Source organism: Rhodococcus sp. Leaf247 (genome assembly GCF_001426185.1).
Classification (GTDB): Bacteria; Actinomycetota; Actinomycetes; order Mycobacteriales; family Mycobacteriaceae; genus Rhodococcoides.
Map to the genome: position 1 here is coordinate 1,150,573 of NZ_LMRP01000001.1, position 26,313 is coordinate 1,176,885.

Here is a 26,313-nt window from a genome sequence, read left to right on the forward strand (position 1 = left end):
TGTCTTCTTTCCGTGGCAGAGCGTGGTCGCGATCGAGAGACAACCGGCTGTCGACACCGTCGACAAGAGGAGGTAGTCTCCACTTCAGCAAGATATGGAGACACTCCCCGCTTTGTCAACAGAGAGGTGACCGACGTGGCCGATGACGCGATCAGCAAGGTTCGCGCCCCGCGAGCCGATGCACGCCGCAACAGGGACCACATCCTCGGCGTCGCCGAACAGTTCTTCTCCGAACACGGAGTCGGCGGTTCCCTCGACGCGATCGCGAAGCAGGCCGGCGTCGGCGCGGGGACGCTGTACCGCCACTTCCCCAGTCGCGAAGCACTTCTCGCCGCACTGCTCACCGCGCGAGACGACGCACTGGTCTCCCGACGCGACGAGCTGCGCACCCGATCGACGACTGCGGCCGACGCCCTCGACGGGTGGCTCGAGGCACTGACCGAGTGGGCGAGCGCGTTCGACGGGCTCCCCGAACCACTGCGGGCCGCGACGACGACGGACCAGTCCCCACTCGCCACGACGTGTCAGGGATTCATCACCACGACCGAAGAATTCCTCGAAGCCGCACAGCGCGAAGGCAGTGCACGCTCCGACGTCCGAGCACGCGACCTGTTCCTCGCCGGCCTCGCCACGAGTTGGGTCCGAGGTGCGGCGATGGCCGACCGCGACTCCGCCGCGGCACTGGCCACCCTCACCCGCAGAGGGTGGGAGACCACCTCGCACACCCGCGACACGACCGGCGAACCCGCCCAGAAGTGACCGACGACTTTACGTTTCACGACCGTGAGACGACATCGACAGAAGGAGACAGCACCATGACACGCTTGGGAATCATCGGCAGTGGATCGATCGGATCCGCGGTGGCCCGACTCGCCGTCGCCGCGGGCCACGAGGTCGTGATCGCGAACTCGCGAGGACCGGAGTCCCTGACGGACCTGATCGCAGAGTTGGGACCCGGCGCTCGGGCAGGCACGGTCCGCGACGCCGCAGAGTTCGGTGACATCCCCCTGCTGTCCGTGCCGCTCGGGGCGTACGGGAACCTCCCGGTCGATGCTTTCGCCGGAAAGACCGTCATCTCCACCGGCAACTACTACCCGCACCGCGACGGACGCATCGCGCAACTCGACTCCCTCGACAACACCACCGCCGAGTACGAACAGGCACTGCTACCCGACACCGTGATCGTCAAGGCGTTCAACAACATCCTCTTCCATCACATCCCGAACCTGGCCCACTCCACACCCCGGACAGCCCTGCCGATCGCCGGAGACGACGCCGACGCCAAAGCGCGCGTGGCGGCCATCGTGACCGCCCTCGGTTTCGACACCGTCGACGCCGGAACCCTCGCCGAATCCTGGAGCTTCGAACCCGAATCCGGCGCGTACACCCCGATCTACGCTGCAGATCAAGCCGCATTCACCGCCGACTATCTCGCCGACCCCGGAGCGCCGGTCCCGGCCGACCGTCTCCGCGAGCTGCTCGCCGCCTCCCACCGACCTGACGTCGCCGCGCGACAGTTCTGACGGCGACCAGGCGCCGGCCCCCGAAGGCTCGGCCTGACCTGTGCGGGGAGCGGCTGACCACCGGGTCAGAAAGGGGTGACCTCGTCACCCTCGAGCGCCTCGATCGCTGCGGCGGTGAGGCTGTTCAGGATGTGCGTGCGGGTCAGCTCCCCCGCCGCGCGACTGTCACCCGAGACGACGAGTTCCAGGATCTGGAAGTGCTCCTCATGATCGATGGTGCGCGGTTCGGCGCCGGGCGGTAGTTCCAGGCCCACCCGGCGGTACCGATCGGACTTGTCCCACAGGTCCTCGAGCAGATGAATGAGAACGTCGTTGTGGGACGCGAGGTACAAGGTCCGGTGGAAGTCACGGTGCGCGATCAGACCTTCTTCACCCCACCTCTGCGTCACCGGAACCAGTCGAGAGGCCGCGGCCCGCATCTCGAAGATGTCGCGTTCGGTGCGCCGCTCGGCCGCCAGTTCCACGGCGGTCGGGTCGAGAGACAGACGCACCTCGAACAGCTGGCGTGCCTCGGTGGCCGACATCGATGCGATGCGCACGTTCTTGTGGCTGTCGAGTTCGATCAGACCTTCACTGCTCAGTCGCCGCACCGCCTCTCGTAACGGGGTGATGCTCATCTGCAGACGATCGGCGAGTTCGTACTGCGCCAGACGGGATCCCGCGGGAAGTGTTCCCAGCAGGATCCAGCTACGCAGTTGGGCGTAGGCCACGTCTCCCTTGCTGGAGAAGACATTCTGCGCAACGGCCACGGTGGTCCGCCTCTCGTCACGGGTTGTGTTCTCGGTCGTGATGAGTATAGCGTTCGAATATCTTATAAGGCTTACAAGATTCAAGAAGGGGTCCAGATGAAAATCACCGCTGTCCACGAGGGCACAGTTCCGATCAGCTCGTCGATCCGCAATGCCTGGATCGACTTCAGCAAGATGGACTGCTCCATCGTCGCGATCGTGAGCGACGTGGTGCGCGACGGCGAGCCCGTCGTCGGATACGGCTTCAACTCCAACGGCCGCTACAGCGCCGGCGAGATCCTGCGCCGCCGCATCATCCCGCGCCTGCTCGACGCGACGCCGGACTCGCTCCTCGACGCAGAGGGCGAACTCGATCCCACCATCGCGTGGGACGTCATGATGAGCAACGAGAAGCCGGGCGGCCACGGTGAGCGGTCGGTCGCCGTCGGTGTCGTGGACATGGCCCTGTTCGACCTCGCCTCGAAGATTGCCGAGAAGCCGCTCTACCGTTGGCTTTCCGACAAGCACGGCGATGGCGTGCCCGACGACTCCGTCTTCGTCTACGCGGCGGGCGGGTACTACGCCCCCGGGAAGACCCTCGCCGATCTACAGGACGAGATGCGCGGGTTCCTGGACATGGGATACCACGTGGTCAAGATGAAGATCGGCGGTGCTGACCTCGCCGAGGACCTGCGCCGCATCGACGCGGTGCTCGAGGTCCTCGACGGTGACGGGTCACGCCTCGCCGTCGACGTCAACGGTCGATTCGACCTGGCGACCGCCCTCGAATACGGCGCGGCGATCGAGCCGTACGGACTCTTCTGGTACGAGGAGGTCGGGGATCCACTCGACTACCGACTCAATGCTGTTCTTTCCGAGCATTACTCGGGTCGCATCGCTACCGGCGAGAACTTGTTCTCACTCCAGGACGCTCGTAATCTCGTGCGCTACGCCGGCATGCGACCGGACCGCGACATCATCCAGGTCGACCCGGCGCTGAGCTACGGCCTCACCGAGTACCTGCGCATCCAGACGATGTTGAAGGACCACGGCTGGTCGTCACGTCAGTGCATCCCGCACGGCGGGCACCAGTTCTCGCTGCACATCGCCGCCGCATTGAAACTGGGCGGCAACGAGTCCTACCCCGGCGAGTTCCAGCCCACCGGCGGGTTCGCCGACGGCGCGGTCGTCGAACGCAGTCAGGTGGGGCTCACCGAGAGCCCCGGCATCGGGTTCGAGGAGAAGGCCGCGTTCTACACGGTGCTGCGCGAACTGCACTGATCCCCCGGATCCACAGACCGCAATCATGGGCACAGTCGATCACCATGGTCGGTTACTTGCATCATGCTAGTAACCACCATAGTGTCGGCACCACACGCCGGCGACGGCCCGATTCGAGCACCTATGGGAGCGCTATGCACAGCGACACCGACGAGCTTCAGCGGTCCGAAACCTTCACCTGGGCAGACCCGGGTCCGGTTCTGGCCCGGGCAGCAAGCATGAGCGGACTCGAGGTGATGCAGGCGTTGGTCGACGGCGAACTGCCTCCCCCACCGATCGCCGCCCTGATGAAGTTCACCGCCATCCGGGCCGAGGTCGGCACGGTGGTGTTCGAGTGCACGCCCTCCCAGGCGCACTACAACCCGATTGGGACGGTCCACGGCGGACTCGCGTGCACGCTGCTCGACACGATCGTCGGGTGCGCAGCCCAGACGACACTGCCCGCCGGCACCGGTTACACCTCGATCGACATCAATGTCAGCTACCTCCGCAACATCCTGGACACCAGTGGCCCGTTGATCGCGACGGGACGGGTAACCAAGACGGGGTCGCGGGTGATCTTCGCCGAAGGGTCCATCGTCGACAACCAGGGCAGACTCGTAGCGACCGCCACCAGCTCGCTGCTCGTCATCGCACCGCGATAAACGATGCAGCGCAGCAGCTTCGACAGCATGGGATGCCCTATCGCCGACACCCTCGAGCAGGTCGGCGAATGGTGGACGCTGCTGATCCTCCGCGACGCTCTCGACGGTTTCACCCGCTTCGACGAGTTCGAACGCAACCTCGGTATTGCGCCGAACATGCTCACCAGGCGTCTGAAGTCTCTGGTCGAGGCGGGTCTGCTCGAACGTCGGCAGTACCAGGACCGTCCACCCCGCTACGAATACGTGCCGACCCGCCGGGGACGTGAACTCACGCCCGTCATCATCGCCCTGTACGCGTGGGGCAACAAGCACGTCGACTCCGACGATCGAGGGGTAATCCTCGTCGACGACGCGGGCGAGGAGATCGACCCCGTGTTCGTGGATCGTCGAACGGGCCGCACTCTGGGCGAGAGCAACGCTCGGTTCGTCGCCGGCCCCGCGGCATCCGAATCGCTTGCGCGGCGACTCGATCCCGACCTCCGAGCCGAGCGGCGCACACGGCAACCTTCCACTCGATGAGGAGTGCTCGATACGGAATGCCGCGCCTGATCGAGCCCACTCGCGCAGATCCGGCCGACCTACTGGGTATGTTCGAAGGAACGCTCCATGCCGCACTAGGGAAGCTCGGTGCACAACGTGAAACGACTCGTCGTCGCTCTGTCGGTACTCGCTCTTCTCGCCGGCTGTTCCACCGAGGAACCTGCACCCGCGCCCACACAGACGCCTGCTGCGGAACCCGCCCGGGCACCCGAGGCACAGGACCCGATCGGCACCGTCGTCCCGCTTCCGGGAGCACCCGAGGGCATCGTCGTCACGGCGTCCGGCATCGCCGTCGCCGCAGTGCGTGAACCCGACGGTCTGAGGCTGCTCGATGCGGCGACCGGGGTGGAGCGGCAGTTCGTGCCGACGGTCGGTGCGCCGCGGCACCTCTCTCTGGCCGGCTCGGACGGACCGGTACTCGCGCCACTCGAGTCCAGTGACGAACTGATCCTGGTCGATCCGGCGAACGGCGCGTCGCTCTCCACCACTCGAGGCGTCGGACGGCAACCGCACGATGCCGTGGTGACCGCCGACGGCACGACCGTCGTGACCAACGAGATGGGCGGCGGAGTCGTCTTCGTCCGCAACGGTGTCGTGACAGCATCTCTCCCCGCCGGCCCCGTACAACCGGGCGGAGTTGCCGCTGTGGGCGATTACGCAGCTGTCGCCGATGTTCAGGGCAACGGGATCTGGATCTACAGCGGGCCGGACCAGAAGCTCGTCGCGCAGGGACCGTTGGGGACCAAACTGACGCATGCGACATCGCTCGGCCCCGACCTCGCTGCCTTCGCCGACACCGACGGTGGCGCGGTCTACCTCGAGCGCATCACCCCGGACATCAGCGAGGTCGCTCGCATCGACGCACCCGGTAATCCGTACGGGCTCGCCTACGACGCCGATCGGAAGCTACTTCTGATCACGCTGACCGAGAGCAACATCCTTCGGGTGGTCGATGTCGCCGACCCGGCGTCGCCGCGGATCGTGGCCGACTTGCCGACGGTTCGTCAGGCCAATTCCGTTGCCGTGGATCCACGAACGGGAAACGTCCTGGTGACGGGCAGCGATCCCGGCGCGGACTCGAGCCTGCAGATCATTCCTGCCGACAGTGTCGACGCGTCGTGACACGTGCCTGTGCGACGTTCACGATCAGTGTTCGGTGAACACTCGGCGCAGCCCTAGGAAGCGCACCACCGCGGCCACGAGGTTCGCGGCAACGAGGACGGACACCTCCACTGCTCGCGACGCATCAGGTACCCACCTGTGGAGGAGCACCAACGACCCGCTGGTCACCGCCAGCCCGAGGGCGAAGACGACAAGTCCTTGCACGTACTGGCGAACGATCGCATCGGTGCCGCGAATACCGAAGGTGAATCGGCGGTTGATCGCGGTGTTCGCGAGCGCAGAGACCAGGAGCGCCAGCACATTCGCAGCCTGGGACGACATGACGACCCGAAACACGAGAAACAACACAACGTACGCGACGGCGCTCGCAGCCCCGACGAGGTAGAAGCGGAACAGCACACTCCGGGTTCCGGATGTCGTAGTCAGAGCATCTCTCCCGTCGGCCTCGAAACGGGGAGCGCAGCCACGCATCGGGCGAACTCACTGTTCGGGTGGCACTGTCGTGCGATCGGGTCGAGATCGACGAGTTCGTCCGCGTCACGCAGAGTCGGTGCTGCACCGACGACGAGGCCGCAGCGCTGCAGGGCGTCCCGGGTGTCGTCCCCGGTGCGGTCGGTGGACATCTCCACTGCTCGCAGGGCCTGCGCATCGGATGCGTCGTGCAGTCCGAGCACCCACCACCCTCCGTCCTCGGCACGGCCCAGGATCGCCGACGACGGTGCCAGAGCCTCACCGACGTCGGTGAGCATCGCGGGGTCGACCTGCGGTGTGTCCATGCCTATCTGCACGACGGGACCGGATCCGGTCCCGTCGTGATACGCGTGGATCAGGCGTTCCGCAAATCCGTCCCCGCGTTGGTCGATGACCAGAAAATCTGCCAGTGACTTTCGGATCTCGTCGCTGCGCATCGCCTCGGCCAGGTCGCCGGTCATCGCGACCACCCGCCGGGCAAAAGGAGCCTGCCTCGCCGCGGCGAGCGTGTCGAGCAGCGCCGCAGCCGCCACCGACGCGGCGTCCTCGGCGGTCATGGCGGCCATCAATCGAGTCTTGGCGAAGCCGGGTACCGGCGCTTTCGCGATGACGAGCAGCGTCGCATCGATCATGGAATCACCTTCGCGAAATCCCAGACGGCCACCACCGTGCCGCGAACCGACCCCGACACCTTCGACACTCCCCCGGTACGCGGGCGGTAGGTGATGTCGTGCTCGACAACTGTCCACCCTGCCCGAGCGGCGAGAACCAGCAGCTGCAGCGGGTAACCGGAGCGTCGGTCCGGGACGTCGAGCGAGAGCAGATCCTCTCGGCGTGCCACCCGAAGAGCGCCGATGTCGTGGACGTCGATCTTCAGCCGTCTGCGCAGACGCCAGGCAATGGCCTTGTTGCCGAGGCGGGCGTGCCACGGCGAGCCACTGCGGTGCACCGGGCGGCGCCGACCGACGACGAGTTGGGCGGAGTCCAACGCTGCGACGAGCCCGGGCAGCTCGCGCGGGTCCATCGACCCGTCCCCGTCCATGACGGCGACAACCGTCGTTCGCGCGGCGGTGATTCCGGCGTGCACGGCGGAGCCGTACCCGGGAACAGCCTCGACGACCACGTGCGCCCCGTGCGCGCGGGCCACGTCCGCAGTGCCGTCGGTGGAGCCGTTGTCGACGACCAGACGGTGATAGCCGTCGGGCACGGCGTCGAGAACATCGGGAAGAGATTGCGCCTCGTTGCGGCACGGGAGTACGACGGTGACATCGGAAGGATCGATCATCGTCACACCACCGGGGCCGAGCCGTCGGATGCCGCCCGAAGCGGTGCCGACGCGAACCGCGTCAGGCCCTCGTCCGGACCGACGGCAGCTCGGAATCCGAGAATCTCGTCGGCCCGATCGGCACCGGCAACGATGTGCCGCACGTCGCCGGGACGGAACTGACCCGTCACCTTCGGCTCGATGCCGCCGCCGTGGGCACGACACAGAATGCGCGCAACGTCACCGATCGAGATCGGGTGTCCCGAACAGACGTTGCAGGCCACGAACCCCGCTCCGTCGTGCTCGACGGCGGCAAGGTTGGCGGCGGCGACGTCCCGGACGTCGACGAAGTCTCGCATCTGCCCACCGTCCTCGTACACAGTCGGTGATTCACCGCCCTCGAGCGATGAGCGGAACATCGCGGCGACACCGGAATACGGTGTGTCACGCGGCATTCGGTCACCGTAGACGTTGTGGTAGCGCAGCGCCGTGACCGATCCGCCCGTCGCCAGCGACCAGGCGAGTGCATAGTTCTCCTGCGCGAGTTTGCTTGCTGCATAGAGACTCCGGGGCTCGAGCGGAGCGTCCTCGTCCACCGTCTCCCACGTCACCGGCTCGTCACCCTCCGGGCACTTCGCATCGAAGACACCGTTCCGCAGATCCGACGGATTCCGGGGGCGCGGACGGACGACACCGTGCACGGGGCAGCGGTAGCGACCTTCGCCGTAGACGACCATCGACGACGCGAGAACGAGCTTCCGACACTCTGCTCGGGCCATCGCGGCGAGTACTTCGGCAGTACCCAGGTCGTTGTGGCTGGCGTATGCGGGTGCGTCCGCGGTGCTGACGCCGGCTCCGACGACGGCGGCCTGGTGACACACCACGTCGACCCCCGCCATGACATCGTCCAGAGCGCCGGGGTCGCGGACGTCGACCGTCGTGACGTTCGGCGCGTGCAGTGGCGTCGAGCCGTGCGCCGAGGGTAGGAACGCGTCGACAGCCGTCACGTCGTGGTCGGCCGCCAGTAGTGCTTCGTGAATGTGTTCACCGATGAAACCGGCCGCGCCGGTGAGTAACACGTGCATCGTTTTCTCCTTGTCGTGTCGATCGAGGGGGCGGGTCGCTCACCAGTTCGTGTACGTCAGATGGTTGATCGCCAATGCCAGCACGACTTGCGCTGCCAGCCAGAAGCGCACCGAGCGGTCCCCGATCGCGACAGTGGCAACCGTCATCCACACCTGGAACGGCAGCCAGATGCGTTCCGTCTCCGCCTTGCTCAGCCTGCTCAGGTCGGCGAAGGTCACCGCCAGCAGAGCTGCCACCACGAGTAGCGTCACCGGCTCGGCACGTCGCACACGTGGCAGTGACACCACGCGTGACAGGGCGGCGGGCACCGCGAGTCCCACGGCGCAGACCAGAGCCGCGATGTTGCCCCAGCTCCAGTACTGGAACGGACGTGCGGACGCGATGCCCTGCCAATACCGTTCCTGGACGGCCACATACCCGTCGAACCACCAGAAGCCCGACGCGGTGAAGAGGCCGGCGACGACGAGGGCGCCGCCGATCGCCGGTACCAGTGGCCGCACGCGGCGAGAGGCGATCAGGACCGCCAGGGCCGGCAGTCCCATCAGAGCGAGGCCGTAGTTCAGGTAGACCGAGAACCCGAGCAGGAGACCCGCCGCGACGGCCGCGGCATCGTGCCGAGGTCGTCGACCGGCTGCTGCGACGGCCAGAAAGGCGATGCCCCAGGCGGACACACCCGTGAAGAATCCGTCCGCGGAAACACCGATCCAGATCGCGCTCGGCGCGATCACGGCGAACGGGATCAACCGTCGGGCGGTGTCGCGGTCGACGAGCGCTGCCACGGCGACAGCGGTGGCGACGGCGGCCGATGACCCGACGATCACACACAACCATGCGGCGGCCGCGCCTCCCCCGAGTCCGATGCGGTCCAACCACACGAACGTCAGAATCGCGCCGGGGGGATGCCCGGAGACGTGCGTGGTCCAGGACTCCGCCTGGCCGTCGACGATCCGGTCGGAGAAGCCGCGCAGTGTGGCACCGATGTCGTCGATACCACCTACTTCGGACAGATACTCGTCGCGGGACGTCAACTTGTCGACGAACCCTTTCTGCCAGCCGTCGACCGCAGCCAGACCGACGGTCCAGACAAGGGTCGTCGCCCAGGTGACGAGGAGCAGCGGACGCCACGACATGCGTGCCGCCACGGACGGGCTGAGGATCACCACCAGGACGCCGACGATCACCGCGACCGGAGTCCCCGGCCCCACATGAGCGCCCCACCGCCCGAACAGAGGCGCGAGCGACGCGAAATCGTCGAAGTCGAAACCCATGCCGCCGATCAGCGGAGTGACGACGGCATTCTCCCGCCGCGCCACGACCACTGCCGCGACGACCAGTGCAGCCGCGAGGAGTGCGCCGATCAGTTCCGGAACTCGAGGAACCCACCCCCGGCGATCGGTCGCGGTCGGGCCGCTCACTCGGAAGTCTCGGGGGCCGAACCGTACGGGGGTTTGACGAAGTGAGCGAAATGCCGACCGGCGATCGCGGTCACGCCCACCGGCACCAGCCCTCGTGCCGCAGCGAGCGGCGCCAGCGTCTCCGCATCGATTCGCGCCCAGTCGTACCAGGGCCCCGCAGTCTCGTCGCTCTCGATGCGCAGACATTCGGCGACGAATCCCGTTCCGGGGGTTGCCACTTCGACGTGGACCGATCCGCTCTCGCACGCGATGTCGTGAGCACGACCGATGACACGGCCGGGATCACCACCGATGCCGATGTTCCCGTCGACGAGAAGCACTGTGTCCCAATGCCCTTCGTGTGGAACGATGTCGAAGATGTCGGCCAGCTCGGCTTTGGCACCACGTTCACGGACCAGCGCGACAGCTGCCGGGGACGTGTCCACACCCATCGCCGACACTCCCCGTCGCCGCAGTTCCTCGACCAACCGGCCCGGCCCACACGCGAGATCGATCGTGCGTCCCCGGCAAAGGGCGAGCAACGTCTCGTCCACTGCGCGGTCATCGGCGTCCGCGTGCTCGCCGCCGAGCCAACGCCCGACCGGCAACAGGTTCCGTCGGCCGTCCCGGTGCCGCACCCACCACGCGGTACCGGTTGAGGCAGTGTCGAACAGAACATCGAAATTGTCAGGGGCCTCGCCCGCCGAAGTCGCTGTCACGCTTGTCCCTTCTACAGACCCCGACTGGTCCGGCACTTCCTCGATGTGGATGCTTGTCCATTCCCGGTGGACGTCGGCGACAAACGTCGCGTTCAGTCGTTTTCCACGTTCAGGGGCCATCGCCCGACTCGTCGACACGATCCGGCCCACATCGGTGTCGATGTGGGCCGGGTAGGAGGCTGTGCCTCGTTACTGCGTGTTGACAGTGATCGTGGCGACTCCCACCAGCAGTCCCGGGGTGACGGCGTCGGTCTTGAACGTCTCGTTCAGCAGGCCGGCGGCGGTCTCGGAGATATGCACGGTCGTGCCCTGCAGAATCGCGGTGTTGTTCGAGCCGGTGGCCAGCGGCTCGAGTGTGCGGCCGTCGAGATCGAACAGCACGGCGTCGGTGGCGGCGCTCTCTCCGTTGACGGTCACATCACCCATGAGCAGTGAGGTGCCCGGATCGATGACGAAGTTGGTCAGCTCCACCGTGGTACCGCCGGCGGTCAGCGACAATCCGCTGCCTTCGTGGTCGATGGAGCCCTGCACGTATGGATCGACCGTGCCCGGCGTCCAGTACTTGACGTTGCCGCCGGTGATCGGGAATCGAAGTGATCCATCCGCGAGGGTCGCCGTGCCCACGGTTCCCGGGGTCAACCCGAGCGTGGTCAGAGCGTCCGTGAAGCCGGTATCGAGCGCAACGGCGGTGTCCACGCCGGTCAAAGCATCGACCTGCGCGGCAGGTTCGGGCTGAGTGGACGTCGATGCGGCGGCGGAGGACGAACTGGACGTCGTCGCTGCCGATCCGCCGTCGTCACTGGACGAGCAGGCGGCCAGCGGAATCAGGGACATCACGCCGATCGCAGTAGCGGCCACGGATTTACGGATGGTGAACATATCAGCTCCTTGTCGTCGGTAATGGTTACTCCACATTCGCCGCGACACGGCCCATGGATGGTGTTCGACCGCAATCGTTCCCGCGGCCACCTGCGTGGCAGCGACGGTGGAACGCCACCGGACCGGGCGTGAAACGTTCTCGCGGAGGTCTTTTCGCATGATCCCTAGGCGCCCTGTGTATCCGTCCGATCGTGGCCGTGTGGCGTCGCTGGTGACGGCCGCCTCACCGCCGCGAGCACCCGCACCACGAACACCGCGACGCTGATCGCGACCATGGCCGCCACGACCCACAGCCACCGCTCGAGATACGGGTCACGGTTCAGGCCAGTGGCCGCCACGATGGCAGTGTCGTCGGTGTTCAGGATGCCCGGGAAGAACACCAGCAGCGTCAGGGCGGCGCCGAGGGCCGGCACCCGAATGTGCTGCCGCACCGGGACCTGTCGAACCGTCCAGTTGCGAGTCGGGCGCGTCGCCCGATCCGCCAGCGAGTACAGCGGGTACAGAACGAGGTCGTGCAGGATCGCCGCGCCGATGAACCACACGGCGATCGACTGCCACCACCTGTCCGAGTTCCACAGTGCGTCCACCCCGAGAGTCAGGACGGCGGCACCCGCGAGGACGAAGGACACGACCATGACGGCCGCGTGAGCCGCGCCTGCCCCGTACAGCCGCCTCATCGATCGGCCCCGCCTGCGAAGTCGATACGCGACACCCACTTGGTGTTGTGGACACCGGGAAGGCCCGGAACGATCACCCGCGCGGGATAGCCGTGGTCGAGCGACAGCGCCGCACCGTTGACGGTCAACGCGAGAAGCGAATCCGGATGCCACACCTGGTTCTGCGCCAGCGTCGCCTGCGCGAACGCACCTCCCTGTTCCAGCGAGGCCACTGTGGCGGTGCCGTCGGTCACGCCGGCGAGGCCGGCGAGGTCCCGCAAGCGCACCCCGGTCCACTCCTGCGTCGTCGACCACCCCTCGACGCACGCGATCGGCAATACCGCGGTGTGCTGATCCATCGCCTCGAGTGCTGCTCGGTCGAGAACCACGCTCGTCGTTCCCGACAACTCCACACGCCATGAATCCCCGGTGGACGCCGGATCGATTCCCGCTGCGACCGCCGTGCGATTGATCTGGAAGTCGTTCGGCCCGTCGCCGTAGGAGCGGCCGCGGGGCACCAGCAGAGCGGTCGATCGCAATGGCCCGTCGATGGTCTGCCCGATAGTGAGTGCCGCCAGCAGTCCGCTCCCGCCGGCCACGAGTGCAAGGGCCCCGCGCCGAGAGATGCCGTCCGGCGCTTTCTGCTCGTGCTCCGGTTCCACCCCGGCCGCTCGATTGCGCTCCCGGAGCACCTCGGACAGCGACGTCTGTCGCAACGTCCTCCACATGACCGGAACCTTGACGGCCACGTGCGCGAGGAATCCGGCAATGAACACCCATGCCCCGAAGTAGTGGGCGGTGTAGAAGTCGAAGCCGAAGACGTAGTCGTACTGGATGTTGAGTACACCGGTGACGATCTCGAACAGCACACCACCGACCAGCATCAACAGGCTGAGCCGCTCGAGCGCCTGCGCCGGGGATCGGACCGGCGGCCACTGCACCAGCTTCGGCATCACCGACCACAGCTTCGCGAGCACCAACGGAATGATGACGATGCCGAGCGTGACGTGCAGGCCCTGGTTCACCCGGTAGATCCATGACGGATCGGTCGGCCAGTCGAACTGGGGCAATCTCAGCCACCCCACGTCACCCGGGCGGGCCTGCCCGAACTGGGGCCCGTACGCGATGAAGGACAGCAGCCCGGTCACGGTGATCACCGGAAGGGCCACCACAAGGACCGCACCGAACACCGACGTCAACCAGGGACCGCGAATCGCACTTCGGAATTCAGGCAGCTGACGCAACGGCGGAACCCTTTCGACTGACTGTTCTCCGACTCTCGAAGTGTTGCACGGCCACGCGTTGCAGGCCGGACGATCTCGAATCGTCGGCACAGCCGACCTACGCCCACTGATCAGCACGTATCGAGCGGGGTCGAATCGACGCGGATAGCGTCCGGAACATCGATGAGTTCGCGACCTCTCGCCGGTCTACACCCACGACACCCGACGAGAGGACAATCCCATGATCGACCACGTGCTGACCGTCGTACCCGTGCGCGACATCGATGTCGCACGCGATTGGTACACACGCCTGCTGGGACGTGAGCCCGACAACAACCCGATGCCGGGTCTGATCGAATGGCAAGTCGTTCCGGGTGCATGGATCCAGGTGTTCCGCGATGCCGACCGGGCCGGCCACACACAGTCGAACCTTGCCGTCGACGATATCGACGCTCACATCACGGAGGTCACAGACCGCGGACTACGCGTCGGCGACACGACGGATGCCACCAACGGAGTCCGACTCGCACCGGTCACCGATCCTGACGGGAACGTAGTCACGTTGATCGCCGGGTTCAGGCCGGTGTACTGACGGTTTGCGACACTGATCGAGTGAATGCCCAGGCTCTGTCCAGCGTCTCCGCCCCACCCGCCCGCAAGCGGGTTCTCTACGTCACCGACCTCGCCTACGAGGCTCGTGGGCGCCGCTATTGCGACGAGGACATCTACCTCTCGACACGTTTGCGAGAGCATTTCGACATAGCACTGTGTCATCCCCTGGACGCGTCGCACTTGATGGACTTGTTCGATGCCGTCCTCGTTCGAAACTCCGGCCCCGCAATCCATTACCGACAGGAACACGATGCGTTCAGGGCGCTTGCCGAGGCCCGGAAGGTCTTGGTGCTGTCCGAGTTGAGCGGCAAGGCCGACATGGCCGGCAAGCAATACCTGGTGGACTTGTTCGCCGACGGGTACCCGGTGATTCCCACCGTCGATCGTCCCGCGGATGTAGCACGCCTGCCCGAGTCGGTCGAATATGTCGTCAAACCGAAGTTCGGCGCAGACTCGGTCGGTTTGCGCTTCGTCCGTGATGCCGAGCTCGCGGATCTGGACGACGACGACAGTCTCGTTCAACCCCGGATCATGTTCGAGTACGAGGTGTCCTTCTACTTCATCGGTCATACATTCGAGTACGCGCTCTACGCACCGGATCCCAGCCGGCGGTGGGCGTTGGAACGCTACGAACCGACGCACGCCGATCTGGTGTTCGCTCGAACTTTCATCGACTGGAACGACATCGACCGTGGGATCCAACGCGTCGACGCGTGTCGCACCGGTGCCGGCGACCTACTTCTCGTCGAACTCGAAGACTTGAACCCCTATCTGTCGCTGGACCGAGTCGCTGCCGAGACACGCGAGGTGTTCGTTGCCGATCTGGCGGCATCCATCACGTTGTTGATCGGAAGCCGGTCCCGGCGGAAGTAGGCCGCGCGAGACGTCAGGGGGGGTTGACCCGCAGCGTACGGTTGGCGTCATCCGGTGAAGTCATCACCGCGCAGCGTCCTCCGCGCACGTCGACAGGTGTCATGACTGCACCACAGAGGACTCCGCATGACGGATTCGATCTCGTCCGGCCTGCCCCCGGATGATCACAGCACGGCGGCCACGCTGGCGGCTGCGACCGCCTTCGACGACGAGATCGCGGGGGCGTTGTCGTCCCGCCCTACTCGTGCGACTCCCACCCCGATCACGATGCGCTACTTCGCTGCGGACACTTTCGACGCGTTGGACGTATTTCGTGAAATCCTGCTGTCACACAGTCGGTTTCAGGCCCTTCTTCAGGGATTGTGCGACCAAGCGGTGGCCGCACTCCCCGGCGCGGACATGGCCGGGGTGACACTCCTGCATCACGATGCGGCCAACCCGGAAACCGCGGCGAGATCCGATTCGAGGGTCAGCGACATCGAAGCCGATCAGTACCGCGTGAACGAGGGGCCCTGCCTCGAGGCCGCCCGGACCGGGCGCATCGTGCGGGATCGCGTCGAAGAAGCAGCTTCGCGGTGGCCGCTCTTCGCGGCGGCGGCCACCGACGCCGGCGTACGCAGCTTCCTGTCCGCACCCTTGGATGTGGATTCGGAGCATGCAGGGTCGTTGAACGTCTACAGCGTCGGCGATCACGGCTTCAGCGACATCGACGAGGTCCTGGTGAAGGTCCTCGTGACCGCCGTGGAGGTCGCTGTGTGGGAATCGCGGCACACCGCGGAGGCCCGGGAAGAATCAGGCAACCTGCGTCGTGCGATGGAGACCCGCGCTTGCATCGAACAGGCGAAAGGCATCGTCATGGCGGTACGCGGTATCACCGCGGATGCGGCTTTCGCCGCTCTGGTCGAACAATCTCAACGGGAAAATGTGCGTGTGTCAGTGCTCGCGGAGCGCACGGTCAGCTCGGTTGTGGCGGTAGCGCAATGAACCGGAACCACGACACCCGCTCCGTCGAGGTCACCACTGCCCGCGATGGTTCGGTGTTGATCGTCTCGGTCCGGGGAGACCTGGACCTCGACTCCACGCCGATGCTGACGGCAGCGCTCGACCGAGCGCTGTCGCAGACGATGCCGTCCGCTGTCATCGTCGACCTGACGGAGGTCGCCTTCCTGTCTTCCACCGGGATGACGGCTCTGATCGACACGCACCGTCGGATCGGCGCGCTCGCGGTCGTCTCGAACGGCCCGGCCACGACGCGTCCGCTGATGCTCGTCGGATTGGACGAGATGCTCTCCCTGCACGCCGACCTCGACACGGCGCTGGCCGCGGTGTCGTCCTGAACGGCCGTGCGTTGGGCGTACTGGAGACGACACGCGACCCCGCCAAGGACCGCAGCGGCGTCCCCGGCCTTCCGATCACCCGGCACCCGCACTTCGTCATGTCCGAAGTACCCGCCGACGCCCTGTGCATCGGCGCCGTGCGGAGGGCGCTGGCCGCGTGGCTCTACATCCTGCCGTTCGACAGCACGCGCAGAGCAGACGTCGTGCTGGCGGTGTACGAGGCGATGGCCAACGTCGTCGATCACGCGTACCTCGACTCGGACGGTGTCGGCACGATGCAGATCAGCGTCATCTACACGGTCGACGTCGGTTCCCTCGACGTCACCGTGATCGATCGCGGACGGTGGAAGAACCCCGTACACAACGGTCTTCGCGGCAACGGCCTGCCGCTCATCGCGGCGCTGAGCACCGTCTCGACGGTCGACCGTTCGGCGACCGGGACCACCGTCCGCGCGAGATGGTCTTCCACGACCCCCCACCCGCAGGAACCGGCATTCACCTGACGTCCGATCTCGTTCTCCGACACTCGGTTGCACTGCAACCGGAAGGGCACTCGTGCACCAGCTCACCCTCGGCGTCGCATCACTCTCCAGTAAACCGAGCGAACGTCGCCTCCCGATCCATCCCCGACACCTCGAACGCATCGACCCGGATCTTCGCGCGCGCATCTACTTGGAGAAGGGATACGGAGCACCGTACGGCGTGACGGACGACGATCTGTCGACTCTGGTCGCCGGGCTGCGATCGAGAGACGACCTGATCTCCGACTGCGACGTCCTCCTCCTCCCCAAACCGCAGGTCTCCGACCTCGCGGGAATGCGCGTCGGGCAGACACTGTGGGGGTGGCCGCACTGTGTTCAGGACGAGAAGCTCACGCAGACAGCCATCGACCGCCGGCTCACATTGATCGCATTCGAGGCCATGAACCACTGGTCCAGCAGCGGTTCGTTCAAACTGCACGTCTTCCACAAGAACAACGAACTCGCCGGCTACTGCTCCGTACTGCACGCACTCCAACTGGCCGGGTCGACCGGTGATTACGGTCGCCGACTCCGCGCAGCCGTCATCGGATTCGGCAGCACCGCCCGCGGCGCAGTGACCGCGCTGAACGCCCACGGCATCCACGACGTCGATGTCCTGACCCAGCGAGGCGCATCGGCGGTGAGCTCGCCCATCCACTCCGCGCGCATCGTCAATTTCGATGTCGACGAGCACGATCCGCACGAGAACCGAGCCCTCACCGACACCGGCCGAGTGCCGCTGCCCGGGTTCCTCGCCGACCACGACATCATCGTCAACTGCGTCCTCCAGGACACCGCGTCACCATTGACGTTCCTCTCCACCGACGACTTGCAGGCCGTGCCGTCCGGAACGCTCATCGTGGACGTTTCCTGCGACGAGGGAATGGGATTCGAGTGGGCACGGCCGACGTCGTTCGACGCTCCGACATTCCTCGTCGGCGACAACGTCCGGTACTACGCCGTCGATCACAGCCCGTCCTACCTGTGGGACTCCGCGACCTGGGAGATCAGCGAAGCCTTGCTGCCCTATCTGCGCACCGTGATGGACGGCCCGTCCTCATGGGACTCCTCCCCCACCATTGCCCGGTCCATAGAGATACGGAACGGCAAGATCAGCAACCCTGCGATTCTCGCCTTCCAGCACCGCGAGGCGGACTACCCCCACCGGACGGTGCCGACAGCGACTGCGTGACAACCGATCAACCCGGCGCGAATCCAGGTGCGAGGCCGTTGTGGCGACGATCGCGACGCCGTGTGCATCCACCACATCGGCGCACACACTCGCCCAGTCGGTTCCGCACGAAAAATCCGACAGCGAATGACGACCTGCCGGAAGCCCGTGCGGGTGATCGGAGTCCAAGTCGGACACGGGACGGCTCCTCCTGCCGAGCGTTCGTCGACGATGTTTCGACGTACCCGAATTCGGGCCGACGAACCGTGCAGCGAGCGCAGCTACTCCCCAGGGGTCGCCAAGACCTGAACGAAGCGTTCAGTACTGGACGACGGCAACCGCTTCCGCTCGATCCGTTTCGAGACCCCTCATGGGTGTCAATGCCCACCTCAGGCGCCCCGCTACGCCCGGAGCGGTGCGCCCGTCAAGCAGCGGCGAGCGCACCGTATCCGCACTCGCGACCCGTATTCTGCGTTCTGCCCCTGGTGCTGTCAGGAAACGATGCGACCGTCCTCGAGTGTCACGACCCGATCGGCGGTGCCCAGCACCGACGGGTCGTGAGACACGCAGACAACGGCCGCGCCGCGCTGGGATTCCGCTCTCATCACGGCCCGAATCCGTTCCCCGCTCGCAGTGTCCAGACCTGTGGTGGGTTCGTCGAGCAGGAGCAGGTCTGCCTGGCCCGCGAGACCCTGGGCGAGCAGCGCACGTTGGCGCTGCCCACCGGACAGTGTCGAGAAAGGCACCGCCGCCAGTTCGGTGATGCCGAGACGGTCGAGGGCGTCGTTCACCGAAGCGCGAGAGCCGGAGTCGAGTCTGCGCCACCGACCGGTTCGACCCCACGCGCCTACGGTCACGACATCGCGCACGGTGAGAGGCAACCGGTCGGACACCGCTGCACGTTGCGGCACGAACGCAATCCGCTGTGTCGCAACACGACTACCCGACGTCAGCGAGGTGGTGCCGGCGATCACCTCGAGCAGAGTGGACTTGCCGGCACCGTTGGGACCGGCGATCGCCATGATCGCACCGCGTGACACGTCCAGGTCGACATCGCGCACGGCGACGCGGGTCGGGTATTCGACGCGCACCCCACGAAGACGAGCGGCGGGTGACTGTTCGGATCGGGAGGTAAACACGATCCCACCCTAAACGATTTTGAAAACCGTTATCACTGTCATTAACATCCCGTGGGTGATAGTCGAGGCCACCAGCACCCTGTTCGAGCCGTTCACGCTCGGCTTCGTACAGCGGGCCATGTTCGGCGGCGCACTGGTGGCGGTGCTGTGCGGAGTCGTCGGCACCTGGGTCGTCATCCGCGGCATGGCATTCCTGGGCGAGGCGCTCGCGCACGGGATGCTGCCCGGCGTTGCTCTGGCCACGGTCTTGGGAGCACCGGTACTGGTGGGCGGAGCGGTGAGCGCGGTGGCGATGAGTCTCGGAATCACCGCACTTCAGCGGCGGGGGAAGTTGTCCTACGACACGAGCATCGGCATGTTGTTCGTCTCGATGCTCGCGCTGGGGGTCATCATCATCTCCCACTCGGGGAGCTTCGCGACCGACGCCACGTCGATCCTGTTCGGCGACATTCTCGCCATCACCGCCGTCGACCTCGTTCTCCTGGCAGTAGCGGCCGTGATCGGTCTCGCAGTCGCAGTCGCCTTTCATCGGCCGTTGGTGGCGCTCGCGTTGGACCCGCGGATCGCCGCCGTTCTGGGTCTCGGTCCCCGCTCGGCCCAGGCCGGCCTCGTCGCTCTGGTGACATTGGCGGTCGTCGCCTCGTATCAGGCCGTCGGCTCGCTTCTGGTCGTCGGACTTCTTCTCGCCCCTGCCGTCGCGGCCGGGCAATGGACCACCCGCATCCCGACCCGGATGGTATTGGCCGCACTTCTGGGGGTGCTGTCGGTGTTCGGGGGGCTTCTGGTGTCCTGGCACGCAGCCACGGCCGCCGGCGCCTCCGTCGCCGCCACCGCGATCGCGATATCAGGCCTGTCGGTGGCCTCGAGATCTGCCGTCACATCGCTCGGACGCCGCGGCGCGGTGGCAGCTCTCCCCGCCTGACAACTGCCCGATCACCCACCACTTACCCGTAAGGACACTGTGCGACAACGAATCATGACCGCAGCCCTCGCACTCGGCGTCCTCGTCGTCGGCTCGATCGCGTGCTCCACCGAGCAGGCGGCGCCGCTTCCCGTCGACGAGGCGTCCGGTGAAGGCCACGGGGCCGTCGCCGACGCGGCGGAACTCGCCGAGCCTCGCTTGGGGCTCACCACCATCGACCCCACCGGGGCCGTCTCACACCTCGATCTTCTGGACGACTCGGTGTCCGATCTCGGCACCATCGGCGCACCCGCGGCGATGACCACCGACGGCCGCTACCTGTTCGCCACGACGAACGCCGGCATCGAGATCGTGGACAGCGGCGTCTGGACCTGGGACCACGTGGACCACTTCCACTATTACCGCGCCGAACCCCGACTCCTCGGCACTGTCGAGGGTGACGGTGAGCCGACCGTCGCCACGTCGAACCTGTCGACCTCGGGAGGAACCGGGCTGTATTTCCCCGACTCCGGCGACGCCGTGCTTCTCGACACCGAGGCACTGTCGAAAGGCGATATCGCCGAGTCCTTCCGCCTGCAGAACCCACCCGGCGTCGGCATGGTCGTGCCCGTCGGAACGTTCGCACTCGTCACCGAGGGCGTCGGCGCGTCACGGACGGTCGTCGGCTATACCGCCGACGGTCAGCGCACCGGCCTCGTCGAGCCTTGCCCCGATGCCGCCGGCACCATCACCACCCGGGTCGGCGCCGTTGTCGGCTGCTCCGACGGCGCACTGCTCGCGTCAGCCACCGGAAACGAGCTCACGGTGGAGAGGATCCCGTACCCCGCCGAAGCGACCGCCCCTCCCGCAACAGCATTCGACAACCGCGAGGGTCGTCCTACTGTCGCAGGCCTTGCCGGTGACCAGGGCATCTGGTTGCTCGACACCCGCGAGAAGTCGTGGACGCTCCTGCCCACCCCCACACCGTTGGTGCACGTGTCGGCGGTCGACGACAGCGACGAGAACGTCCTGGCTCTCGCGACCGACGGTCGCGTCCTCGTGTTGGACGGAAGCGACGGTTCCGTGGTCGCCGAGACGGGTCCGCTCGTAGCCGCATCCCTGGCCTCAGGGAAGGCACCGACCCTGGTCGCCGATCAGCAGCGCGCTTATCTCAGCGCGCCCGACGAACGTCGTGTGTACGAGATCGACTATGCCGACGACGCCCGCATCTCACGCACATTCGAGACGGCGACCGAACCGGCCTTCACCGCCGAGACGGGACGCTGAGCATGAGAGGACATCGGACAGGATCATCCCTCGCCGCGGCGGTGGTGACGATCGGCGTATTCCTCTCGGTCACTGCGTGTTCGGTGGTAGGAGACGACCGTCCGTCCGTGATGGTCTCGACGAACATCCTGGGCGATGTCGTCGTGGAACTCGTCGGCGACGAGGTGGACGTCGTGACCCTGATGAAGCCCGACGCCGACCCGCACTCGTTCGAGATCTCCGCACAGGAGGGCGCTCGACTGCGCTCGGCGGACCTCGTCGTCTCGAACGGACTCGGCCTGGAGGAGGGTCTGCAGCAGCATCTCGACGCGGCAGCCGCGGAGAACGTCCCGATGTTCGTCGCCGGGGATTCCATCGACGTCCTCGACTACCGCGAGGGGGACGCGGCCGGCAGCCCCGACTCGCATTTCTGGACCGATCCTGCGCGCATGATCGCCGTCGTCGATGCCCTCGAGCCGGTGCTTGCCGGACTCGACGGCGTGGATCCGACCGCGATCGCCGAGCGCGCCGGCGTCTATCGCACGAAGTTGGACACTCTGGACGCGGAGATGTCCGCCGCTTTCGCCGCGATCCCGGACGAACGGCGTGCGCTCGTCACCAATCACCACGTATTCGGTTACCTCGCCGATCGCTTCGACTTCGAGGTCGTCGGCGCTGTCATTCCCGGCGGCACCACCCTCGCCGCACCGTCGGCGTCGGACCTGTCCGACCTCGTCGACGCCGTGAACACCACCGGAGTCCGCACCATCTTCGCGGAGTCGTCGTCGCCGGACCGCCTCGTCCAGGCACTCGCCAGCGAGGCCGACATCCGTGTCGACGTCGTCCCGCTGTTCACGGAGTCCCTCTCCGGCGCCGACGGCGGCGCTCCCGACTACCTCACGATGATGCGCGTCAACACCGAGCGCATCGCCACGGGCCTCTCTTCCTGATCAGTTCCGTTCCCCACAGAAAAGGACATCACATGCGCATCAGTCACGTCCGGCGAGCAGGCACCACGGTGCTCGCTCTGGGAGCAGTCGCTACCCTCGCGGCCTGCTCCTCTGGAACTACCACTGCCGCCGACTCCACCTCTACGACCACGTCGGTAGCGCGAGAGGCCGGGCCCCGTGTCGCGGTCTCCTACGAAGGCGGCCTGCGGGTGCTGGACGCGGCCACCCTCGAGACCGTCGCAGACTTCGACTCGGAGGACTACACGCGGCTCAACCTCGCCGGAGACGGTCGCAACGTCATGGTGACCACGAGTCAGGGCTTCCAGGTACTCGACACCGCCGCCGGAACTACGGACGAACCCGTGCTCACCGACACTGTGTTCGAGGCGCAGAAGGCCGGCCACGTCGTCCGCCACGGCGGCAAGACCGTTCTGTACGCCGACGGGACCAGTGATACAACCATTTTCGACACGGCCGCACTTGAATCGACCGACGGGCTCCCCGAGGTGGAGAGCATCCCCGGCGTCGAGGCGCACCACGGAGTATCGATCGTCCTCGAGGACGGCACGTTCCTCACCACCGTCGGAAACGCCAACGGACGCACCGGTATCGAGGTGCGTGACACCTCCGGCGCCGTCATCGCCCGCAACGACCAGTGCCCCGGCGTGCACGGTGAGGGAACGGCACAGAACGAGGTCGTCGTCTTCGGCTGCGAGAACGGCGCTCTGGTCTACGACAAGGGTGAGATCACCAAGCTCGACGCGCCGGATCAACCCTACGGGCGCGTGGGAAACGCGTACGTCAGCGAGACCAGCCCCCTGATCGTCGGCGACTACAAGGACGACGCCGACGCGGAAGGCTCACTGCTGCACGCGGTCACCGTCATCGACACCGCCACCAAGACACTCGAGGTGGTCCAGATGCCAGAGGGTGCCGAGTACACCTGGCGCGGGGTGTCCCGTGGTCCCGACGACAAGGCATACATCATCGGCACCGACGGCGCGGTTCACGTCTTCGACCCGACGACGCGCGAGTTCACCGCCTCCTACCCCGTCATCGGTGAGTGGGAAGGCCCCACCGAATACCAGGATGCGCACCCCGGAATCTCCATCACCGGCGACACCGCCTACGTCACCGAACCGGACACCGACGGCATTCACGCCGTCGACCTGACCACCGGTGACGTCACCGTCAGCAGCACACTCGACATCACCCCGAACGAGTTCGTGGCCGTCACCGACTGATTCTTTCGATCGACTGTCGCGGGTGCGGAGTGCGTGCTCCGCACCCGCGACAGTCGTCGCGGGGCGATCATGCGTGCTCAGGAAGTCGTCGTCGAGCCCGTGATCAGATCCGCGACGAGCTCCGGATCGTCCCATGTCGGAACGTGACCCAAGTGCTTGTGCGCGACGACGGCAACGAGCGACGGCAGCTCACCCAGGTCGGTCTCCGCTGCCCGGATCAGCGGGTCTCTGCCCCCGAAGACCACCGTGATCGGGACATCGACGTCTGCGCCGCCGCCGAATCGGGTGCCTTCGAGTGCCGCCATCGTGCGATCGAAGTCGCAGGTGGCGAGATTCCGTGCATCGTCTGCCGCCACGGCGGGCGGAATGCGCCACGGACGGCCGAACAAACCGAACAAGCCGATGGTCCGCAGCAGCGAGCGACGCAGGAGGAACCCCGCACCCGGAAGTCGAGAACCGTTCGTCCACAACGAGAACAGCACTTGCCGCCGCACACGCGCTGTGCCACCCGTCGACCGCCACAGACCGGCGGGCATGAGTGCACACACCGACGTCGCCCGACCACGGCGCGCCAGCACCAGCGAGAGCCATCCACCGAGAGAATTACCGACGAGGTGCGCACTGCTCCAGCCCAGTTCGTCCATCACCAGCTCCACCCGATCCGCCAGCCGTGCCGGCGTCGGTACGTCACCGTCGCCGAGGGGATCGCTCTCTCCGAAGCCCGGGAGATCGATCGAGACGGTGTCGAAGTGTTCTGCCAGTATCGGTATCACCGGATCCCACATCTGATGTCGATGCCCGATCCCGTGAATCAGGAGCATGGGAGCCCCCCGGCCCGTCCTGCTGTAGCGGGGCAAGCCAGAGGCATCGATGTCGGTCACGTGACAAGTATCCATCCGAGACGGACGTCGTCGATGTGGACTGTGGCCAGTATCTGTCCCCGGAGTCAGGACACCCGACAACCGAGCCGTGTAGGTGGGCTTACGCGACGGCGACGACCCTCACGGGTGACGTCATAGGGCGGACTCAGAGCGTCCGGCATCGCTGTCGCCGCAGTGCGCGAACCCGACAGTCTGAGGCTGCTCGACGCGGCGACCGGGGCGGAGCGGTAGTTCGTACCGACGGTCGGCGCCCCGCGGCACCTTCCCCTGGCCGGCCCCGACGGACCGGAACCCGCGCCACTCGAGTCCAGTGACGAACCGCTTCTGGTCGATCCGGCGAACGGCATGTCGCTCTCCACCACTCGAGGCGTCGGACGGCAACTGCACGATGTCGTCGTCAGAGCATCTCCCCCGTCGGCCTCGAAACGGGGAGCGCAGCCACGGCTCGGGCGAACTCGCTGTCCGGGTGGCCTACCCGCGCCGTCGACGCTCGGGATGCGTTGCGAGAAGGGCATAACATTGATATACATGCGCTATGACAGCGTTACACGGCACTGCACATCCTCACACGGTGACGGACTGCCCTCCTGCGGCTGACCGCGCGACCGCTGCATGACCGCCGTCGGACGCAGCACCTACGTCAGACTCGCCGCCCTCGCAGTAGCCGCGACCGCTCTCGCCGTGGCCGGCGGATCATATGTCCGCATGGAGTCCCTCCTGGGGATCGGCCAGTATTCGGTCACAGTGCAGCTCAGCGACTCCGGCGGCATCTTCACCAACGCGGAGGTGACGTCGCGCGGCATTCCCGTCGGTCGCGTCGGATCGCTGACACTTGTCGACGCGGGCGTCGACGTCGAATTGTTGATCGACGACTCGTCCGATCCGATTTCCGCGTCGACCTCCGCGGTGGTAGCCGCACGCTCCGCCATCGGTGAGCAGTACGTGGACCTGCGGCCCGATACCGACGAGGGCCCTTATCTCGAGGACGGCTCGATCATCGAACGATCGATGACGACCATCCCGACTCCAGTGGAGAGCGTGCTGTCCAACGTCGACGGCCTCGCGCGCAGCATTCCGGTCGATGAACTGCGAACCGTCGTAACCGAACTGGGCGACGGGTTCGACGGTATGGGAGGTGACCTCGCGACACTCGTCACATCACTGGACTCGCTCAGTGCGGCGCAGCTCGACGCCCTACCCGAGACACTTGATCTCGTACGGGATGCGAGTGTCGTGCTCGACACGCAATCCGAACAATCCTCCGCAATACTCGATTTCAGCTCGGGGCTCGATGACATCACCGCGCAGCTCCGCGCGAGCGACGGCGACCTACGTCGAATAGTCGACAGCGGAATCGACGCATCCTATGAAACCGGTGCACTGATCACCAGTGCAGGAGCGAGCATCACATCGATCGCGAGCGACGTCGCCTCGGTGACCGCCGCGGTCAGCCCACGGGCATGGGCCCTTCGACCGCTGCTGCAGGTTCTCCCCCGGACGGCCATGGGGGCCCGAGCTCAGAGCCCCGGTGACGGAACCACCCACTTCGGCCTCGTCGTGGAGACGAACAACCCCCCGCCGTGCACCGTGGGATACGAAGCCACCCAGAGAACCCTCGAGCGAGAACGCGCTGCCGATCCCGACTTCGACGAGACGACCCGGGACTTCCCGATCGATCTGTCGGTCGGGTGCACAGCACCGCGAGGATCCGTGACGGGCGTCAGAGGTGCCGGCAGTGCGCCCTACATGGATCCCGCCGTTCCGCAGCCCTGGGACGACAAGCCCAAGGTGGACCCCGGCGCACTCGACCTCAATCCGATTGCGAATCAGCTGGCCACACTCCTCGGTGTCACGGTGCGATGATGCCCGCGACTCGACGAGAGGTGAT

The 26,313-nt window shown here is 66.3% G+C and carries 29 protein-coding genes; 17 read left to right on the forward strand and 12 right to left on the reverse strand.

Annotated elements, in window-relative coordinates; translation table 11 throughout:
• Positions 1–135: 135 nt before the first annotated feature.
• Together ASG64_RS05505 and ASG64_RS05510 are read left to right on the forward strand one after the other, a co-directional pair.
• Complete coding sequence (locus tag ASG64_RS05505; protein WP_056072750.1) at positions 136–759, forward strand: TetR/AcrR family transcriptional regulator; 624 nt, start codon at positions 136–138, stop codon at positions 757–759.
• A 56-nt stretch (positions 760–815) separates the two neighbouring features.
• A complete protein-coding gene (locus ASG64_RS05510) occupies positions 816–1,523 on the forward strand; it encodes an NADPH-dependent F420 reductase (RefSeq protein ID WP_056070748.1) in 708 nt (235 codons plus the stop codon).
• Between the two features lie 65 nt (positions 1,524–1,588).
• Here the strand turns inward: ASG64_RS05510 and ASG64_RS05515 are convergent, their stop codons facing one another.
• Positions 1,589–2,272, reverse strand: coding sequence for a GntR family transcriptional regulator (locus ASG64_RS05515; protein ID WP_056070751.1), 684 nt, complete (start codon positions 2,270–2,272; stop codon positions 1,589–1,591).
• A 96-nt stretch (positions 2,273–2,368) separates the two neighbouring features.
• Here ASG64_RS05515 and ASG64_RS05520 point away from each other — a divergent pair, with 96 nt between their 5' ends.
• The 4 genes from ASG64_RS05520 to ASG64_RS05535 all read left to right on the forward strand — a co-directional run bounded on the left by ASG64_RS05520 (position 2,369) and on the right by ASG64_RS05535 (position 5,838).
• Positions 2,369–3,532, forward strand: coding sequence for a mandelate racemase/muconate lactonizing enzyme family protein (locus ASG64_RS05520; protein WP_056070753.1), 1,164 nt, complete (start codon positions 2,369–2,371; stop codon positions 3,530–3,532).
• Positions 3,533–3,750: 218 nt separating this feature from the next.
• On the forward strand, positions 3,751–4,176 hold the full coding sequence (locus ASG64_RS05525; protein WP_327212883.1) for a PaaI family thioesterase: 426 nt from the start codon (positions 3,751–3,753) through the stop codon (positions 4,174–4,176).
• 3 nt (positions 4,177–4,179) lie between these two features.
• Positions 4,180–4,695: a winged helix-turn-helix transcriptional regulator gene (locus tag ASG64_RS05530; RefSeq protein WP_056070759.1), complete on the forward strand. Its 516-nt coding sequence runs from the start codon at positions 4,180–4,182 to the stop codon at positions 4,693–4,695.
• A gap of 117 nt (positions 4,696–4,812) precedes the next feature.
• On the forward strand, positions 4,813–5,838 hold the full coding sequence (locus tag ASG64_RS05535) for a YncE family protein (protein WP_056072753.1): 1,026 nt from the start codon (positions 4,813–4,815) through the stop codon (positions 5,836–5,838).
• Between the two features lie 24 nt (positions 5,839–5,862).
• Here ASG64_RS05535 and ASG64_RS05540 read toward each other — a convergent pair whose 3' ends face one another.
• The 9 genes from ASG64_RS05540 to ASG64_RS05580 form a co-directional block, all read right to left on the reverse strand.
• Positions 5,863–6,309, reverse strand: coding sequence for a GtrA family protein (locus ASG64_RS05540; RefSeq protein ID WP_082518092.1), 447 nt, complete (start codon positions 6,307–6,309; stop codon positions 5,863–5,865).
• Entirely contained in the window at positions 6,261–6,941 is a 681-nt protein-coding gene (locus tag ASG64_RS05545) for a TIGR04282 family arsenosugar biosynthesis glycosyltransferase (protein ID WP_056070765.1), read from the reverse strand. Before ASG64_RS05545 ends, ASG64_RS05540 begins: the two co-directional genes overlap by 49 nt.
• The gene (locus ASG64_RS05550) at positions 6,938–7,594 is read right to left on the reverse strand and encodes a glycosyltransferase family 2 protein (RefSeq protein WP_042574386.1); all 657 of its coding nucleotides are present in this window, start codon (positions 7,592–7,594) and stop codon (positions 6,938–6,940) included. The genes ASG64_RS05545 and ASG64_RS05550 overlap by 4 nt, the downstream gene beginning before the upstream one ends.
• 2 nt (positions 7,595–7,596) lie before the next feature.
• Positions 7,597–8,658 carry an NAD-dependent epimerase/dehydratase family protein gene (locus tag ASG64_RS05555; RefSeq protein ID WP_056070768.1) on the reverse strand — a complete coding sequence of 354 codons (1,062 nt, stop codon included), beginning with the start codon at positions 8,656–8,658 and terminating at the stop codon, positions 7,597–7,599.
• Between the two features lie 39 nt (positions 8,659–8,697).
• Positions 8,698–10,074: a hypothetical protein gene (locus ASG64_RS05560; RefSeq protein ID WP_056070771.1), complete on the reverse strand. Its 1,377-nt coding sequence runs from the start codon at positions 10,072–10,074 to the stop codon at positions 8,698–8,700.
• The gene (locus ASG64_RS05565) at positions 10,071–10,772 is read right to left on the reverse strand and encodes a class I SAM-dependent methyltransferase (RefSeq protein ID WP_042574383.1); all 702 of its coding nucleotides are present in this window, start codon (positions 10,770–10,772) and stop codon (positions 10,071–10,073) included. The genes ASG64_RS05560 and ASG64_RS05565 overlap by 4 nt, the downstream gene beginning before the upstream one ends.
• 189 nt (positions 10,773–10,961) lie before the next feature.
• Entirely contained in the window at positions 10,962–11,651 is a 690-nt protein-coding gene (locus ASG64_RS05570) for a hypothetical protein (protein ID WP_056070774.1), read from the reverse strand.
• Between the two features lie 164 nt (positions 11,652–11,815).
• Positions 11,816–12,328, reverse strand: coding sequence for a hypothetical protein (locus ASG64_RS05575; RefSeq protein WP_082518094.1), 513 nt, complete (start codon positions 12,326–12,328; stop codon positions 11,816–11,818).
• The gene (locus tag ASG64_RS05580) at positions 12,325–13,551 is read right to left on the reverse strand and encodes a molybdopterin-dependent oxidoreductase (protein WP_056070777.1); all 1,227 of its coding nucleotides are present in this window, start codon (positions 13,549–13,551) and stop codon (positions 12,325–12,327) included. Before ASG64_RS05580 ends, ASG64_RS05575 begins: the two co-directional genes overlap by 4 nt.
• Before the next feature lie 220 nt (positions 13,552–13,771).
• Between ASG64_RS05580 and ASG64_RS05585 the strand changes: the two genes are divergently transcribed.
• From ASG64_RS05585 to ASG64_RS05610, 6 genes are all read left to right on the forward strand, one after another.
• Positions 13,772–14,122, forward strand: coding sequence for a VOC family protein (locus ASG64_RS05585; RefSeq protein ID WP_056070779.1), 351 nt, complete (start codon positions 13,772–13,774; stop codon positions 14,120–14,122).
• A 20-nt stretch (positions 14,123–14,142) separates the two neighbouring features.
• A complete protein-coding gene (locus ASG64_RS05590) occupies positions 14,143–15,015 on the forward strand; it encodes a hypothetical protein (protein ID WP_200933420.1) in 873 nt (290 codons plus the stop codon).
• Between the two features lie 126 nt (positions 15,016–15,141).
• A complete protein-coding gene (locus tag ASG64_RS05595) occupies positions 15,142–15,999 on the forward strand; it encodes a GAF and ANTAR domain-containing protein (RefSeq protein WP_056070782.1) in 858 nt (285 codons plus the stop codon).
• A complete protein-coding gene (locus ASG64_RS05600; protein ID WP_056070785.1) occupies positions 15,996–16,352 on the forward strand; it encodes an STAS domain-containing protein in 357 nt (118 codons plus the stop codon). Before ASG64_RS05595 ends, ASG64_RS05600 begins: the two co-directional genes overlap by 4 nt.
• A 98-nt stretch (positions 16,353–16,450) precedes the next feature.
• Positions 16,451–16,855 (forward strand): ATP-binding protein, encoded by a 405-nt coding sequence (locus tag ASG64_RS05605; protein ID WP_082518339.1) that lies wholly within the window; start codon positions 16,451–16,453, stop codon positions 16,853–16,855.
• Between the two features lie 52 nt (positions 16,856–16,907).
• The gene (locus ASG64_RS05610) at positions 16,908–18,065 is read left to right on the forward strand and encodes a N(5)-(carboxyethyl)ornithine synthase (protein WP_056070789.1); all 1,158 of its coding nucleotides are present in this window, start codon (positions 16,908–16,910) and stop codon (positions 18,063–18,065) included.
• Between the two features lie 470 nt (positions 18,066–18,535).
• Here ASG64_RS05610 and aztA read toward each other — a convergent pair whose 3' ends face one another.
• Positions 18,536–19,183, reverse strand: a complete 648-nt coding sequence (gene aztA, locus ASG64_RS05615) for a zinc ABC transporter ATP-binding protein AztA (RefSeq protein ID WP_056070792.1) — start codon at positions 19,181–19,183, stop codon at positions 18,536–18,538.
• A 55-nt stretch (positions 19,184–19,238) separates the two neighbouring features.
• Between aztA and aztB the strand changes: the two genes are divergently transcribed.
• The 4 genes from aztB (at position 19,239) to aztD (ending at position 23,544) form a co-directional block, all read left to right on the forward strand.
• Positions 19,239–20,105 carry a zinc ABC transporter permease AztB gene (gene aztB / locus ASG64_RS05620; protein WP_235579493.1) on the forward strand — a complete coding sequence of 289 codons (867 nt, stop codon included), beginning with the start codon at positions 19,239–19,241 and terminating at the stop codon, positions 20,103–20,105.
• A 54-nt stretch (positions 20,106–20,159) separates the two neighbouring features.
• Positions 20,160–21,371 (forward strand): hypothetical protein, encoded by a 1,212-nt coding sequence (locus tag ASG64_RS05625; RefSeq protein WP_056070795.1) that lies wholly within the window; start codon positions 20,160–20,162, stop codon positions 21,369–21,371.
• 110 nt (positions 21,372–21,481) lie between these two features.
• Positions 21,482–22,300, forward strand: a complete 819-nt coding sequence (gene aztC, locus ASG64_RS05630; RefSeq protein ID WP_327212888.1) for a zinc ABC transporter substrate-binding protein AztC — start codon at positions 21,482–21,484, stop codon at positions 22,298–22,300.
• Positions 22,301–22,332: 32 nt separating this feature from the next.
• Positions 22,333–23,544 (forward strand): zinc metallochaperone AztD, encoded by a 1,212-nt coding sequence (gene aztD / locus ASG64_RS05635; RefSeq protein WP_156388257.1) that lies wholly within the window; start codon positions 22,333–22,335, stop codon positions 23,542–23,544.
• Between the two features lie 77 nt (positions 23,545–23,621).
• Here the strand turns inward: aztD and ASG64_RS05640 are convergent, their stop codons facing one another.
• Positions 23,622–24,440, reverse strand: a complete 819-nt coding sequence (locus tag ASG64_RS05640) for an alpha/beta fold hydrolase (protein ID WP_082518096.1) — start codon at positions 24,438–24,440, stop codon at positions 23,622–23,624.
• A 597-nt stretch (positions 24,441–25,037) separates the two neighbouring features.
• On the opposite strand from ASG64_RS05640, the gene ASG64_RS05650 reads away from it, so the two are divergent.
• On the forward strand, positions 25,038–26,288 hold the full coding sequence (locus ASG64_RS05650; RefSeq protein WP_056070806.1) for an MCE family protein: 1,251 nt from the start codon (positions 25,038–25,040) through the stop codon (positions 26,286–26,288).
• The last annotated feature ends 25 nt before the right edge of the window (positions 26,289–26,313 follow it).